The sequence below is a fragment of the Pseudomonas protegens genome (assembly GCF_013407925.2).
GTDB lineage: Bacteria > Pseudomonadota > Gammaproteobacteria > Pseudomonadales > Pseudomonadaceae > Aquipseudomonas > Aquipseudomonas fluorescens_AP.
On record NZ_CP060201.1, the window covers coordinates 1,196,157 to 1,209,500 of the forward strand.

The 13,344-nt window shown below is 62.0% G+C and carries 14 protein-coding genes and 1 tRNA gene; 7 read left to right on the forward strand and 8 right to left on the reverse strand.

Annotation, left to right across the window (positions count from 1 at the left end; all coding sequences use genetic code 11):
* Positions 1 to 112: 112 nt before the first annotated feature.
* Entirely contained in the window at positions 113 to 1,456 is a 1,344-nt protein-coding gene (pabB, locus tag GGI48_RS05525; RefSeq protein WP_179597392.1) for an aminodeoxychorismate synthase component I, read from the forward strand.
* A 128-nt stretch (positions 1,457 to 1,584) separates the two neighbouring features.
* Here the strand turns inward: pabB and thrH are convergent, their stop codons facing one another.
* Positions 1,585 to 2,202 (reverse strand): bifunctional phosphoserine phosphatase/homoserine phosphotransferase ThrH, encoded by a 618-nt coding sequence (gene thrH, locus GGI48_RS05530; protein WP_016964343.1) that lies wholly within the window; start codon positions 2,200 to 2,202, stop codon positions 1,585 to 1,587.
* A gap of 175 nt (positions 2,203 to 2,377) precedes the next feature.
* Here thrH and GGI48_RS05535 point away from each other — a divergent pair, with 175 nt between their 5' ends.
* The 3 genes from GGI48_RS05535 to GGI48_RS05545 all read left to right on the forward strand — a co-directional run bounded on the left by GGI48_RS05535 (position 2,378) and on the right by GGI48_RS05545 (position 5,973).
* Positions 2,378 to 3,112 (forward strand): phosphoadenylyl-sulfate reductase, encoded by a 735-nt coding sequence (locus GGI48_RS05535; protein ID WP_179597394.1) that lies wholly within the window; start codon positions 2,378 to 2,380, stop codon positions 3,110 to 3,112.
* Between the two features lie 529 nt (positions 3,113 to 3,641).
* On the forward strand, positions 3,642 to 5,189 hold the full coding sequence (locus tag GGI48_RS05540; protein WP_179597396.1) for an NCS1 family nucleobase:cation symporter-1: 1,548 nt from the start codon (positions 3,642 to 3,644) through the stop codon (positions 5,187 to 5,189).
* A 55-nt stretch (positions 5,190 to 5,244) separates the two neighbouring features.
* Entirely contained in the window at positions 5,245 to 5,973 is a 729-nt protein-coding gene (locus tag GGI48_RS05545) for an aspartate/glutamate racemase family protein (protein WP_016964340.1), read from the forward strand.
* Between the two features lie 36 nt (positions 5,974 to 6,009).
* Here the strand turns inward: GGI48_RS05545 and GGI48_RS05550 are convergent, their stop codons facing one another.
* On the reverse strand, positions 6,010 to 6,933 hold the full coding sequence (locus GGI48_RS05550; RefSeq protein ID WP_179597398.1) for a LysR family transcriptional regulator: 924 nt from the start codon (positions 6,931 to 6,933) through the stop codon (positions 6,010 to 6,012).
* A 126-nt stretch (positions 6,934 to 7,059) separates the two neighbouring features.
* Between GGI48_RS05550 and GGI48_RS05555 the strand changes: the two genes are divergently transcribed.
* Entirely contained in the window at positions 7,060 to 7,806 is a 747-nt protein-coding gene (locus GGI48_RS05555) for a 3-oxoacyl-ACP reductase family protein (RefSeq protein WP_179597401.1), read from the forward strand.
* A 125-nt stretch (positions 7,807 to 7,931) separates the two neighbouring features.
* Here the strand turns inward: GGI48_RS05555 and GGI48_RS05560 are convergent, their stop codons facing one another.
* From GGI48_RS05560 to GGI48_RS05585, 6 genes are all read right to left on the reverse strand, one after another.
* Positions 7,932 to 8,627, reverse strand: a complete 696-nt coding sequence (locus GGI48_RS05560; protein WP_179597404.1) for an HAD-IA family hydrolase — start codon at positions 8,625 to 8,627, stop codon at positions 7,932 to 7,934.
* A 152-nt stretch (positions 8,628 to 8,779) separates the two neighbouring features.
* Entirely contained in the window at positions 8,780 to 8,941 is a 162-nt protein-coding gene (locus GGI48_RS05565; protein WP_179597406.1) for a hypothetical protein, read from the reverse strand.
* 108 nt (positions 8,942 to 9,049) lie between these two features.
* Positions 9,050 to 9,415: a glycine zipper domain-containing protein gene (locus tag GGI48_RS05570; RefSeq protein ID WP_047302868.1), complete on the reverse strand. Its 366-nt coding sequence runs from the start codon at positions 9,413 to 9,415 to the stop codon at positions 9,050 to 9,052.
* A gap of 398 nt (positions 9,416 to 9,813) precedes the next feature.
* Entirely contained in the window at positions 9,814 to 10,254 is a 441-nt protein-coding gene (locus tag GGI48_RS05575; RefSeq protein WP_016964336.1) for a hypothetical protein, read from the reverse strand.
* A 460-nt stretch (positions 10,255 to 10,714) separates the two neighbouring features.
* The gene (locus GGI48_RS05580) at positions 10,715 to 10,906 is read right to left on the reverse strand and encodes a hypothetical protein (RefSeq protein WP_016964335.1); all 192 of its coding nucleotides are present in this window, start codon (positions 10,904 to 10,906) and stop codon (positions 10,715 to 10,717) included.
* Between the two features lie 349 nt (positions 10,907 to 11,255).
* Positions 11,256 to 11,345: transfer RNA gene (locus tag GGI48_RS05585), tRNA-Ser, on the reverse strand.
* 318 nt (positions 11,346 to 11,663) lie between these two features.
* Between GGI48_RS05585 and GGI48_RS05590 the strand changes: the two genes are divergently transcribed.
* Both GGI48_RS05590 and GGI48_RS05595 read left to right on the forward strand, forming a co-directional pair.
* Complete coding sequence (locus tag GGI48_RS05590; protein WP_016964998.1) at positions 11,664 to 12,353, forward strand: crotonase/enoyl-CoA hydratase family protein; 690 nt, start codon at positions 11,664 to 11,666, stop codon at positions 12,351 to 12,353.
* Between the two features lie 213 nt (positions 12,354 to 12,566).
* On the forward strand, positions 12,567 to 13,289 hold the full coding sequence (locus GGI48_RS05595; protein WP_016964997.1) for a lysophospholipid acyltransferase family protein: 723 nt from the start codon (positions 12,567 to 12,569) through the stop codon (positions 13,287 to 13,289).
* Positions 13,290 to 13,344: the final 55 nt, after the last annotated feature.

Below are 13,344 nucleotides of genomic sequence, written 5' to 3' on the forward strand. Positions count from 1 at the left end.
TACAGGTCGGGGAATGCGCCCTGAACCGGGCAATAGCCGACATCCCCTCTAGGAGCAATTCCTGCACAGGCATACAATCGCCAACCGCGCTCCGATGGCTGATTTGCCCCGCATGTTGACCTGTTCCGTACACCCGCTTCCTTATCGCGCCAACCCCGCCGAGTATTTCGCGGCAATCGAACACGCTCCCGGCGCCGTGCTGCTGGACAGCGGCCGGCCCGCTGCCGAGCGCGGTCGCTATGACCTGCTCAGTGCCTGGCCGCTGGCCGAGCTGACAGTGGCCGCCGACGAAAGTGGCGGCGACTTCCTCCAGCGTCTGCGGCACAACCTGCAGCAACTGGGCCCGGCCCAGGTCCCGGCGCCCTATGAACTGCCCTTTGCCGGCGGCCTGATCGGCTACCTCAGCTACGACTTCGGCCGTCATCTGGAACGCCTGCCGAGCCTGGCCCGGGATGACCTGCATCTGCCGGACGCGCGCTTTGGCCTGTATGCCTGGGCACTGATCAATGACCACCAGGCGCGCACCAGCCAACTGCTGTTCCACCCCCGCCTGGACGAGGCGGAACGCCAGCGTCTGATCCAGCTGTTCAGGCAAGCGCCCGCCACGGCCGCCGGCTCGTTCAAACTCAGCCAGCCCATGCAGGCCGACCTGAGCGCCGAGGATTACCGTCAGGCGTTCCAGCGCATCCAGCATTACATCCAGGCCGGCGACTGCTATCAGGTGAACTTCGCCCAGCGTTTTCGCGGCCAGTACCAGGGCGATCCCTGGGTCGCCTACTGCGCGTTGCGCGCGGCGTGCCCGACGCCCTTCTCAGGCTTTCAGCGCCTGCCGGACGGCGGCGCGGTGCTCAGCCTGTCGCCGGAGCGCTTCGTCCATGTCAGCCAGGGCCGGGTGGAAACCCGGCCGATCAAGGGCACCCGCCCGCGCGGCCGGGACGCTGCCGAAGACGCGGCCAACGCCGCCGAACTGCTGTCCAGCCCCAAGGACCGCGCGGAAAACCTGATGATCGTCGACCTGCTGCGCAACGACCTGGGGCGCACCTGCCGCACCGGCTCGGTGCGCGTGCCGGAGCTGTTCAGCCTGGAAAGCTACCCCAACGTGCACCACCTGGTGAGCAGCGTCACCGGCGAACTGGCGCCCGGCAAGGACGCCCTGGACCTGATCGCCGGTAGCTTCCCCGGCGGTTCGATCACCGGCGCGCCGAAGATCCGCTCGATGCAGATCATCGACGAACTGGAGCCCACGCGACGGGCCCTGTACTGCGGCTCGCTGCTGTACCTGGACGTGCGCGGGGAAATGGACAGCTCGATCGCCATCCGCAGCCTGCTGGCCAAGGACGGGCAGATCTGTTGCTGGGGCGGCGGCGGAATCGTCGCGGATTCGGACTGGCAGGCGGAGTACCAGGAATCGATCACCAAGGTGCGGGTGCTGCTGGAGACATTGCAGGGGCTTTAGGGCCTCTTCGCCGGCAAGCCGGCTCCTACAAGCGCGCGTCGCTCTCCCACCCGTAGGAGCTGGCTTGCCAGCGAAGGCGTCGACAGGATTTGCGCAAAATCCAAAGACCCCTTCGCCGGCGAACCGCTTTACAGACTCAAGGTGCGGTTGGAAGCCTTGATGAATTCCTGCTTCAGCTCGGCAAAACTGTGCACCGCGGGGAACTGCGGGAACTCGCGGATCACATTGTCCGGGGCATGGAACAGAATGCCGGCATCGGCCTCGCCGAGCATGGTCGTGTCGTTGTAGGAATCCCCGGCAGCAATGACCCGGTAGTACAGGCTCTTGAAGGCCAGCACCGACTGGCGCTTGGGGTCTTTCTGACGCAGTTGATAGCCGGTCACCCGGCCGTTGTCATCGGTGATCAGGCGGTGACACAGCAGGGTCGGGAAACCCAGCTGGCGCATCAAGGGCTGGGAAAACTCATAGAAGGTGTCGGACAGGATCACCACCTGGAAGCGCTCGCGCAGCCAGTTGACGAACTCCACCGCGCCGTCCAGGGGCTTGAGGGTGGCGATCACTTCCTGGATGTCGGACAGCTTCAGGCCGTGCTCGTCGAGAATCCGCAGGCGCTGCTTCATCAATACGTCGTAGTCGGGAATATCCCGGGTGGTTGCCTTGAGGGATTCAATCCCGGTTTTTTCGGCAAAGGCGATCCAGATTTCCGGGACCAGTACACCTTCCAGATCGAGACAGGCAATTTCCACAAGACACTCCCATTGGTTCTGATTATTGAAGTTGAGCGAGCAAAAGGACTGCCGAACTCTAGCGACTCGTCCCCAGAGGCGCAACGCAGAGGAGCGCGCCAGGGCCGGGTGGATTTTGTTAAGATCGCCCCCCTATAGAGCGCACAGCGCCACCGACCTGTAGGAAACCGCCCTGATGAACCCATCGTTCGACGTCGCTGAACTCGCCGCGACCTATGCCAACAAATCCGCCCAGGACATTCTCAAGCTGGCCTTCGCCCAGTTCGGTGACGACCTGTGGATCTCCTTCAGCGGCGCCGAGGATGTGGTGCTGGTGGACATGGCCTGGAAGCTGAACAAGAACGTCAAGGTGTTCAGCCTCGACACCGGGCGCCTGCACCCGGAAACCTACCGCTTCATCGATCAGGTGCGCGAACACTACAAGATCGACATCGAACTGATCTCGCCGGACCACAGCAAGCTCGAACCCTTCGTCAAGGAAAAGGGCCTGTTCAGCTTCTACAAGGACGGCCATGGCGAATGCTGCGGCATCCGCAAGATCGAGCCGCTGCGGCGCAAACTGTCCACCGTCAGCGCCTGGGCCACCGGCCAGCGCCGCGACCAGAGCCCGGGCACCCGCAGCCAGGTGGCGGTGCTGGAACTCGACAGTGCCTTCTCCACTCCGGAGCGCCCCCTGTACAAGTTCAACCCGCTGGCGCAGATGAGCAGCGAGGAGATCTGGGGTTACATCCGCATGCTCGAACTGCCGTACAACAGCCTGCATGAGCGCGGCTTCATCAGCATCGGCTGCGAGCCCTGCACCCGCCCGGTACTGCCCAACCAGCACGAGCGCGAAGGCCGCTGGTGGTGGGAAGAAGCCACCCAGAAGGAATGCGGCCTGCACGCCGGCAACCTCATCAGCAAAGCCTGACCCCCGCCCTTCTTCGGCAGAAGCCGGCGTGCCGGCGAATGAGCCCTCTTCCCTGAGGACGCCTTCGCCGGCAAGCGCAGCGCCACTCGACCCGCACGCACAATGTGTACACACGAATGTCACCAACGGTGCCATTTTTGTGTGCACTTTCAGCGCCTTTCGCCCCAAAAGGTGACAGCCCTTTCTACCGTCAATATTCATGCGGCAGCCCATCGCGCGTGCCGAAAAATAAATACCTGTTCAAACGGTCAATTTTTAATCCCGCCGTTTCATACAGTTAGGGACAACTCATAACAAAACGAAATCAGCAGCCAATTTCATAGCTCCGGAATTGGCACAGAAGTGGCTTTAGTCGATCTATGTTTTGTATACAAAAACAGCAAAACATACATACACTAACCGTCCGCACGCCTGATCCATGACTCAAGCTGCAGATGCCCCGAACCCAGTGATTCCTCCCCTGCGACGAAGATTGTCGAGCCTTGCGCTCAAGCACAGTCATCCGGGGCCGGAATCAGGAGCCGCCGGAATGCACACCAGCCCTTCCAACAACATCGCACTGGATCTGCCCTCCTCGCCGCACTCGCACCACTTGCAACCGCCCATCGCCGCAACCGACCCGAACAGCGTCATCCTCAGCCCGCGCCTGCACAACCGCGACCTGGCGCCGACCAGGGTCGATGGCCGGCGCTGGGGCGGCTACAGCATCTTCGCCCTGTGGACCAACGATGTGCACAACATCGCCAACTACTCCTTTGCCATCGGCCTCTACGCCCTGGGCCTGGGTGGCTGGCAGATCCTCCTGTCCCTGGGAATAGGCGCGGCGCTGGTGTACTTCTTCATGAACCTGTCCGGCTACATGGGGCAGAAGACCGGGGTGCCGTTCCCGGTAATCAGCCGCATCAGCTTCGGCATCCACGGTGCGCAGATTCCGGCGCTGATCCGCGCGGTGATCGCCATTGCCTGGTTCGGCATCCAGACCTACCTGGCCTCGGTGGTATTTCGCGTGTTGCTCACGGCCATTCATCCGGGGTTCGCCGATTACGACCACGACTCGATCCTCGGCCTGTCGAGCCTGGGCTGGGCCTGTTTCGTGGTGATCTGGCTGGTGCAACTGGTGATCCTCGCCTACGGCATGGAGATGATCCGCCGCTACGAAGCCTTCGCCGGGCCGATCATTCTGCTGACCGTGGCCTGCCTCGCCGGGTGGATGTACACCCAGGCCGACGGGCAGATTGCCTGGTCGATCCGCGAACCTTTGACCGGCGGCGAAATGTGGCGGCAGATCTTCGCCGGCGGCGCATTGTGGCTGGCGATCTACGGCACGCTGATTCTCAACTTCTGCGACTTCGCCCGCTCCTCGCCGTGCCGCAAGACCATCAAGGTCGGCAACTTCTGGGGCCTGCCGGTGAACATCCTGGTGTTCGCCACCATCACCGTGCTGCTGTGCGGCGCGCAGTTCCAGATCAACGGCCAGGTCATCGAAAGCCCGACCCAGATCATCGCCTCGATCCCCAACACCCTGTTCCTGGTGCTGGGTTGCCTGGCCTTCCTGATCGTCACCGTGGCGGTGAACATCATGGCCAACTTCGTCGCCCCGGCCTTCGTCCTCAGCAACCTGGCGCCCAAGTACCTGACCTTCCGCCGCGCCGGGCTGATCAGCGCGGCGCTGGCGGTGCTGATCCTGCCGTGGAACCTGTACAACAGCCCGCTGGTGATCGTGTACTTCCTCTCCGGCCTCGGCGCCCTGCTCGGCCCGCTGTACGGGGTGATCATGGTGGACTACTGGATCCTGCGCAAAGCCCGGATCCACGTGCCGCAGCTGTACAGCGAAGACCCGCAAGGCGCGTACTTCTACAGCCGCGGGGTCAATCTGCGGGCGGTGGCGGCCTTCGTGCCGGCGGCGCTGATTGCCATCGTGCTGGCCCTGGTGCCGGGCTTTGCCAGCGTCTCGCCGTTTTCCTGGCTGATCGGCGCCGGCATCGCCGGCCTGCTGTACCTGATCATCGCCAAGCGCCAGCCCGGTTACGCCGATGTCAGCGGCGAATCCATCGCCGTGGACAACCTCAGTCATTGAACCTGAACGGCCCGGCGCGCCGGGCCTTGAACTGCCCAACCTGCAAGGAACCCCCATGCGCATTCTCGTGGTCAACGTCAACACCACCGACTCCATCACCCAGGCCATCGCCCGCCAGGCACAAAGCGTGGCGGCGCCGGGTACGGAAATCGTCGGTTTGACCCCCTACTTCGGCGCCGAATCGGTGGAAGGCAACTTCGAAAGCTACCTGGCGGCGATCGCCGTCATGGATCGGGTGCTGGCCTACGACCAGCCCTATGACGCGGTGATCCAGGCCGGTTATGGCGAGCACGGTCGCGAAGGCCTGCAGGAGCTGCTGAATGTACCGGTGGTGGACATCACCGACGCCGCCGCCAGCACCGCGATGTTCCTCGGCCACGCCTACTCGGTGGTGACCACCCTGGATCGCACCGTGCCGCTGATCGAGGACCGGCTCAAGCTGTCCGGCCTCTATGAGCGCTGCGCCTCGGTGCGAGCCAGCGGCCTGGCGGTGCTGGAACTGGAGGAGGACCCACTGCGGGCGGTGGAATCCATCGTGCGCCAGGCCGAGCTGGCGGTGACCCAGGACAAGGCCGAAGTGATCTGCCTGGGCTGTGGCGGCATGGCCGGGCTGGATGAACAGATACGCCAGCGTACCGGGGTGCCGGTGGTGGATGGGGTCACGGCGGCGGTGACCATCGCCGAATCGCTGGTACGCCTGGGGCTGTCCACCTCGAAGGTGCGCACCTACGCGACGCCACGGCCGAAAAAGGTGCTTGGCTGGCCGCTGCGCTCAGGGCGCTGAGTCAGGCAACTGCCGGGTTCGCCGGCCAGCCGGCGCCTACAGGGCGCTGAAGGTTTGCGCCAGGCGCTGTTCGGCGAACTGCTCGATGACGAAGTCGACAAAGGCCCGGGTCTTGCCCGGGAGCATCTTGTGCTCGGCGTAGTAGATCGAGGTGTAGCCGTCGTCGACGTACCAATCCGGCAAGACCCGTTGCAGCGCGCCGAAACGCAGGTAGTTGATGGCAAACGGCATACTTACCAGGGCCAACCCCAAGTCCTGGGCGGCCGCCACGCAGGCCGCCTCGGAATCGCTCATGGTCATGCTGGCCTTGAGCTCCAAAGGGCGCACGCCGCCTGCTCGGCCAGTCAGTTGCCAGGGACGGATGCGGCCGGTCTGCGGAGAACGGATCAGGATCCCCCGGCAGTGCTGCAGGTCCTGAGGATCATGGATCGGCGCCCGCCCCGCGAGATAGGCCGGGCTGGCCACCAGCACCCGATGGGCCGGTGCCAGGCGCCGGGCGACCACCCCTTGCGGCAACTCGAAACCGCCACCGATGGCGGCATCGAAGCCCTGGCCGATCAGGTCCACCTGGCGATTGTCGAAATGCCAGTCCGGCTGGATGTCCGGGTAACGCTGCAGGAAGCTGGCGAGCATCGGCACGATGTAAAAACAGCCGAATACCGTTCCCATGCTGACCTTGAGCGTGCCTGCCGGGCGCCCCTGGACGGTGGACAGGCTGCTCACGGCGTTCTGGATGGTCTGCAGGCTGTCGCTGACTTCCGCCAGGAACAAGCGTCCGGCCTCGGTCAGGGTCAAACGCCGGGTACTGCGCTGGAACAAACGCACGCCCACCCGCGCCTCCAGCTTGGCTACGCTTTTGCCCACCGCGGCCGGGGTCAATCCCAGGCGTCGCGCCGCCTCGGCAAAACTGCCGACTTCAGCGCTGCGGACAAAACATTCGATACTGCCGAAAGCTTCCATTACTGGCCATTCCATACTTTTGGTTTACACAGAGTATAGGAATTACCCGCTACACAGCCGCCAATCAGCCGTCGATACTCGACGCCAAGCACAAGGCAACCCGGCCTTGAATCTCTGGAGAAGCACATGAGCAAGCACAACCTCAGCGGCAAAGTGGCCTTGATCCAAGGCGGTTCCCGCGGCATCGGCGCCGCCATCGTCGAGCGCCTGGCCGCCGAAGGCGCCAGCGTCGCTTTCACCTATGTCAGCTCCGCGAGCAAGGCCCAGGCCCTGCAGGACAGCATCATCGCCAAGGGCGGCAAGGCCCTGGCGATCCAGGCCGACAGCGCCGATGCCGACGCCCTTCGGGAAGCCGTGCAACGTACCGCCCAGGCCTTCGGCCGCCTCGACATCCTGGTCAACAATGCCGGCGTGCTGGCAATGGCGCCGCTGGACGAGTTCAAGCTGGAAGACTTTGACCAGACCCTGGCCATCAACATACGCAGTGTGTTCATCGCCACCCAGGAGGCGGCCCGGCACATGGGCGAAGGCGGACGCATCATCAATATCGGCAGCACCAATGCCGAGCGCATGCCCTTCGCCGGTGGCGGCCCCTACGCCATGAGCAAGGCCGCGCTGGTGGGCCTGACCAAAGGCCTGGCACGGGACCTGGGACCACGAGGCATCACCATCAACAACGTTCAGCCCGGCCCGGTGGACACCGACATGAACCCGGCCGACGGCGCCTTTGCCGAAAGCCTGCTGGAGCTGATGGCCGTGCGCCGCTATGGCCGCGCCGAAGAGATCGCCGGTTTCGTGGCCTACCTGGCCGGCCCTGAAGCGGCCTACATCACCGGCGCCAGCTTGACCATCGACGGTGGTTTCAGCGCCTGAAGACCGCGGGCAGAAAAAAGCCGGGCCACCCGTATCAGGTGGCCCGGCTCCTGGAATCACTGCCTGCGGCTGGCAAAAGCCTGGCAATGCCTTCCTTCCAACAAGCCAACACCGCGCCCACCCGCTCAGTCCCAGATCAGATGGGGCAATCCGCAGGTCGCAGGCTCAAAGCCCTTGAGCGAACGCAGAATCCTGTCGGCATGGGCAAACTTGGCATCGGCCATGGCCGGATCGGGAACCGCGATCACGCTCATGCCCGCGGCCCTGGCAGCGGTCACGCCAAACGGCGAATCCTCGAATACCAGGCACTCCTGCGGCGCCACGCCGAGGCGTCGGGCGGCGGTGAGGAAGATGTCCGGCGCCGGCTTGGCCGCGGTCACTTCCGGATCATCGGCGGTGACGATGGTGTCGAACAGTGCGAACCAGTCGCCATGACGCGTGGTTTTCTCGCCAAAGGACATCTGCGACGAACTGGTGCCCACCGCAATCGGGATCCGGTGGTCCTTCAGGTGGCGCACCAGTTGCTGGGCGCCCGGCATGGCTTCGGCGCGGGGAAAGCGCTCACGCATCAATGGCTCGCGCATGACCAGGAACTCCTCGGCGCTGATGGGCAGGTCCAGGGCCTGCACCACATAGCGCGCCAGATCAGCGGTCCCGCGACCGATGATGTTCTGCTTGATGGTCCAGTCGTAGGTGCGGCCATAACGCTCGGCGATCAACTGGGTGATCTCGGTGTAGATGCCCTCGGTGTCGAGAAGCAGGCCATCCATATCGAAAATCACCGCCTTGATCGGCCCCAAATCGTTCAACTGTGCATTCATCGCATCGGATCCGTTAGCAAAAGTACATTCCAGAGAGCGGCTCAGATACGGCCCGTGTTCTTGGCAACGCGTCAATTAAAGGGTTCAGCAGCATAGCGGCGGGGCTGGGTCAGGAGCAACCAAGGGGCATGGCCAAGGTCGAGGGGGATGCATCAGGCATCGTCCGTGGATTGGTCCTCCTGCACTTGGGGCGCCTCTTGCAACGGCACTTGTGCATCGTCCATCAAGGAGCCCGGATCTTCGTTGCCCGGGTCATTGATCACCTGCGGTTCTGCGGCGGGTGGCGGGGTAGTGCCTGGAGTCTCGCGGGGCATAATCGTCTCCTGGAACATCGGGGCTGGCACCCTTGAGTATGGTGAAGCCTGGAACTGCGCGCACAAAAAACCCGGCGCATGGCCGGGTTTCTTTGCAGACCGCGACGATCAATGACGCTTCTTGTGGCCCATGCTGCTGCCCAGGGCTCCGCCCGCCGCGCCGCCGATACCGGCGCCCACGGTGGAGCCGGTGCTGCCGCCCAGGCGATTGCCGATCAGCGAACCGCCTGCCGAGCCCAGACCGCCGCCAATCGCCGCTTTGGCCCGGCTGCCTTTTCGCGCACCTGCCGCACTGCCGGCCGCCCCGGCCACGCCCGCACCAATGGCTGCCCCGGTGCTGCCACCGAGCTGCTGTCCGACTACGTTGCCCAGCGCGCCGCCCAGGCCACCACCGATGGCTGCGGTGCCGTCACCGGCCATTGCGCCTTGAGCCAGCAGAAGTCCCACAACCAGGGCAGGTAAAGTTGAACGCATGACTTGAACCTCAAAAAAAGACTGTGGAACCGACTTGTAAGACCAGCGCCGCCCCGCTCCAGAAGCGGCGTCACGGCAACACCGGGTTGCTCTCCGGTGGCTTGGACAGCTGATTTTAAAAGAGTTTTATCACCGCGCAAAAAAAAGCCCGCTGGGGAACGGGCTAGGGGTATTGCGTTTAACGGATGGCTTGAGCGTACTCAGGCAGATGTGAAGATTCTGTGAAAAGACACTGCCAATGGGAGCAACACTGACAGATCCTTTGCCTCACCAAATCCCGAGGCATCTTCAGCTCACCAGACTGAAGATGTTCAGGCCAGACCGGCAGCCAGCAACCCTTGGAAAACTGCCGCTGCAACGATCCGGCCTCCACCCGAGACGCTCATGTGCAGCAAAAATCAACGAATGCTGCGGATGCTGCCTTTATTGCCTTTGACCGTGACCGAGACTTTCTTGAAGACAAAGTAGTTTTCTTCGTTCACTTCATAACGCGGAGCAACGATCAGGTCTGCGCCCGACGATTTGACAGCCTTGTAGGCTGCTGCGGACTTGACCGAGCTGACCGGGTCAAAGCCCAGGCCGCCCAGCGCACCACCACCATCACCGCCATAAGCCACACCGTCAGCAAACTGGCTATCGCCACCAAACTGCAGGAAGCCAAACAGGATGTTCACCGAGGACTGACCCGAGATCGCCTCACCCACTGCCACGTCGGCCTTCAAGTCAGCCTTGACCTGACTGTCGATGGGCGAAGATGGCTGGCTGATGTTGTAGCTGGTGCAACCAGTGGCAGCGGCTACAAGAGTGGAGAGGGCGAGGAGTTTGAAAATAGCTTTCACGTTTATTTCCTTATCGCTTTTCATATAAAGGCATCATCGCTGGATGCACAGCCCCGCTTTAATCGGGATAAGGAACATATCGTCAGTTATAGCCAATTGAGATAAGAAGATTCCCAAATTACAAAAGAACCTTCTTTAACAACCTCTTCGCACTGGCGAGAAACAATTAATACGGCTACTCAAAATCAATAAAAAACTTAATACACAAACTATCTCACCACAGGAACATGCCCCTGACCTGCAATACCATTGGCCCCACTTAATACTGGCAGCAGACCGCTCAGGAGCAGCCGCCTGGCTCGAGGAAAAAAGCATCCGCGCCCCACCCTCTTGGCAACGTCGCGCCCTGAGCAGAGCGTCCACCCGCCCCCGTTGCAACGGCCGTTATTCCAAATACTGCCCTTGATAATCCGCGGACAATAAAAAGCCCCGCATCTGGCGGGGCTCTCATAACTGACTATTATTTTCTCTTCGGCAATGCCTTGGGAAAAAACATCGTATTACTGGCGACCGGCAGCGGTGCAGTTTTTTTCCTGTTACTCACGCTGACCCGGGATTGATCTTCCACTTCAAATGCGGCCTGACCACAACGCACCAAGTTGTTGATTGGGAACTCATCCCCGTTGTCTTCGATATAGGCAAGACTCCTCATCTTCCAGCTCCCTCCAACAACCGATCAGTACCGGCAAGCTCCTGATTGCCTGGAAAATACTGACCGTCACGGCAGATCAGACTAGACAGTCATTTGTCGACCTGCCGTTCAAAACCGCCAGACACCGACGAGCGGCCAAGGCACCGAGAGGAAAGCTGATCCAGGACACTCTTTCGCGTCCAACCGGAGCAGCGGCAGAGCCTGTCGACGAGACTCACAGAAATCGTCAACGGCCACAGGGCCTGATCAAGCCGGCACGCACGGGCCACAACAGGCGCCGTGGACAGGGCCAGAATGCAAAAAACCCCTGGTTTCTCGGGGAAACCAGGGGTTTTCTGTACATCGAATGTGGCGGTGAAGGAGAGATTCGAACTCTCGATACAGTTTCCTGTATACACACTTTCCAGGCGTGCTCCTTAAGCCACTCGGACACTTCACCGTGTCTCGTCAAACCGATTCAGTCTGTCGAGGCGCGCTAATGTAGTCGATAGCTTTTCAGATGGCAAACTTTTTTTTCAGAATTTTCATGCGCTTAAGATCGATCCGTCGTGGCAGGGGGCTCGGCCCCAGCGGCAACACGGCAAACCGGCCATTCTTCAGCCTTGCCTCGCGCTATATAGAAGAAAGCAGGCATGGCCGGCAGCGCCGTGCAGGCCGATACCCGGCCTTGTGCCTGACTCATCAGTCAGTCACGGCGCTTTACCAGATCGGTCGTGGTGGGTAACTTCTGCTGCACTTCAATACAAGGAATTGCGTCATGAGTGAGTTGATTTCATACCATCTCGAAGACGGTATCGCGACCCTGACCTTGAGCAATGGCAAGGTCAATGCCATCTCCCCGGACGTGATTGCCGCTTTCAACGCCGCGCTGGATCAGGCCACCGCCGATCGCGCAGTGGTGATCATCACCGGTCAGCCGGGCATTCTCTCCGGCGGTTACGACCTGAAGGTGATGACAGCCGGCCCCAAAGAAGCCGTGGCGCTGGTAACCCAAGGCTCGACCCTGGCCCGCCGCCTGCTGTCCCACCCGTTCCCGGTGATCGTTGCCTGCCCGGGTCACGCGGTGGCCAAGGGCGCCTTCCTGCTGTTGTCGGCGGATTACCGTATCGGTGTGGACGGTCCCTTCAGCATCGGTCTGAACGAAGTGCAGATCGGCATGACCATGCATCACGCCGGCATCGAGCTGGCCCGCGACCGTCTGCGGCGTTCGGCCTTCCATCGTTCGGTGATCAACGGCGAGATGTTTGACCCGCAAGGCGCGGTGGATGCCGGCTTCCTCGACAAGGTGGTGAGCGCCGAGGAACTGCAAGGCGCAGCCCTGGCTGCGGCACGCCAGTTGAAGAAGATCAACATGCTGGCCCACAAGAACACCAAGCTGAAGGTGCGCAAGGCTCTGCTGGACACCCTCGACAACGCCATCATCCTCGACCAGGAACACATGGGCTGACTCGCCTGTGTCGAATGAATCGGCCCGACCTGTGTGTCGGGCTTTTTCTTGCCTGGCGGAAATGAACAGCCAAAGGCCTCTGCAGCGCCGCTGACAGCGGTTTGCGGAAACATGTACTTAAACATCGCCCATCTCCTGGCTGAGAGCGGCAATTGCCGAAAACAGTGCACATCCGTACACTGCGCCACCTTTTGTCCCCGGTGGGCCGTTTTGATGCTGTATCTGTTTCGTATGTCGCTGATGGGCCTGCACTTTATCCTTGCCGGAAGCCTGGGCCTGCTGCTTGGACTGTGCCGCCCATTCAACCCGGACAACAGTCGCCTGTGCGCCCGCCTCTACGCCTGGCCGGCCATGTGCATCCTGCGCCTGCGGGTCAAGGCCGAAGTCGGGCCGTTGATGGACAAGCCTGAAAGCTGCGTGATCATCGCCAACCACCAGTCCAATTACGATTTGTTCGTGTTCGGCAACGTGGTGCCACGACGCACGGTGTGCATCGGCAAGAAGAGCCTGAAATGGGTGCCGCTGTTCGGCCAGCTGTTCTGGCTGGCGGGCAATGTCCTGATCGATCGCGGCAACCCGCACAAGGCGCGGCGATCCATGCTCACCACCACCCATACGCTGCAGCACAAGGACACCTCGATCTGGGTGTTCCCCGAAGGCACTCGCAACCTCGGCGAGGATCTGCTGCCGTTCAAGAAGGGGGCGTTCCAGATGGCCATCGCCGCTGGCGTGCCGATCGTGCCGGTGTGTGTCAGCAGCTACATCAAGCACATGCGCCTGAACCGCTGGAACAGCGGCCAGATCCTGATCCGTTCGCTGCCGGCGATTCCCACCGCCGGGCTGACCATGGACGACATGCCGCGTCTGATCGCCCAGTGTCGCGAGCAGATGCGCGAATGCATCGCCCACATGGATCGCCAACTGCAAGCCGCCTGAACCGCAAGCCCGCCCCCGATGCCTGCAAGCCCGCCCCGTGCGGGCTTTGATTTGT